Origin of the sequence: Thioclava sp. UBA3469, from assembly GCF_002378135.1 — a bacterium.
In the GTDB taxonomy this organism is placed as follows: domain Bacteria; phylum Pseudomonadota; class Alphaproteobacteria; order Rhodobacterales; family Rhodobacteraceae; genus Thioclava; species Thioclava sediminum.
The window spans coordinates 2,620-3,082 of sequence record NZ_DFRG01000125.1 but is presented as its reverse complement, the minus strand read 5'-3'; the positions used below and the strand labels follow the sequence as shown (position 1 = coordinate 3,082).

Genomic DNA, 463 nt, shown 5'->3' with positions numbered 1-463 from the left:
GGTCGGCGGGATCGGGTTCTTGGCAACCTGGCCAGCGCCCTGGAAGACCGCGTCGATGATCGCGTCCTTGTTGATCGCCATGTTCAACGCCTTGCGGACTTCCGGCTTGTCGAACGGCGCCTGCGTGGTGTTGTAGGCGAGGTAAGCCACGTTCAGACCGGGCTGCTCGTCGACCTTGATGTTCGAGTCGTCCTTGAGCGCCTGAATGTCGGCCGGCGACGGGTACGGCATGATCTGGCATTCGCCCGCCTGCAGCTTCTGCATGCGCACCGCCGGATCGGGGGTGATCGCGAAGATCAGATCGTCGACCGGGGTCTTGCCCTTGAAATAATCCGGGTTCGCTTTGTAGCGGATCACGGCGTCCTTCTGGTAGGCCACGAAGGAGAAAGGACCGGTGCCGACCGGCACGTTGTTGATGTCGGCCTTGCGGTCTTCGCCGGCGAGCTTGTCGGCATATTCCTTC

1 protein-coding gene is annotated in these 463 nt (G+C 62.2%); it reads right to left on the bottom strand.

Going from position 1 to position 463, the window contains the following annotated elements:
* Window positions 1-463: ABC transporter substrate-binding protein (locus tag B3D39_RS10155; protein ID WP_286789658.1), on the bottom strand; the 463-nt coding region annotated here is incomplete at both ends.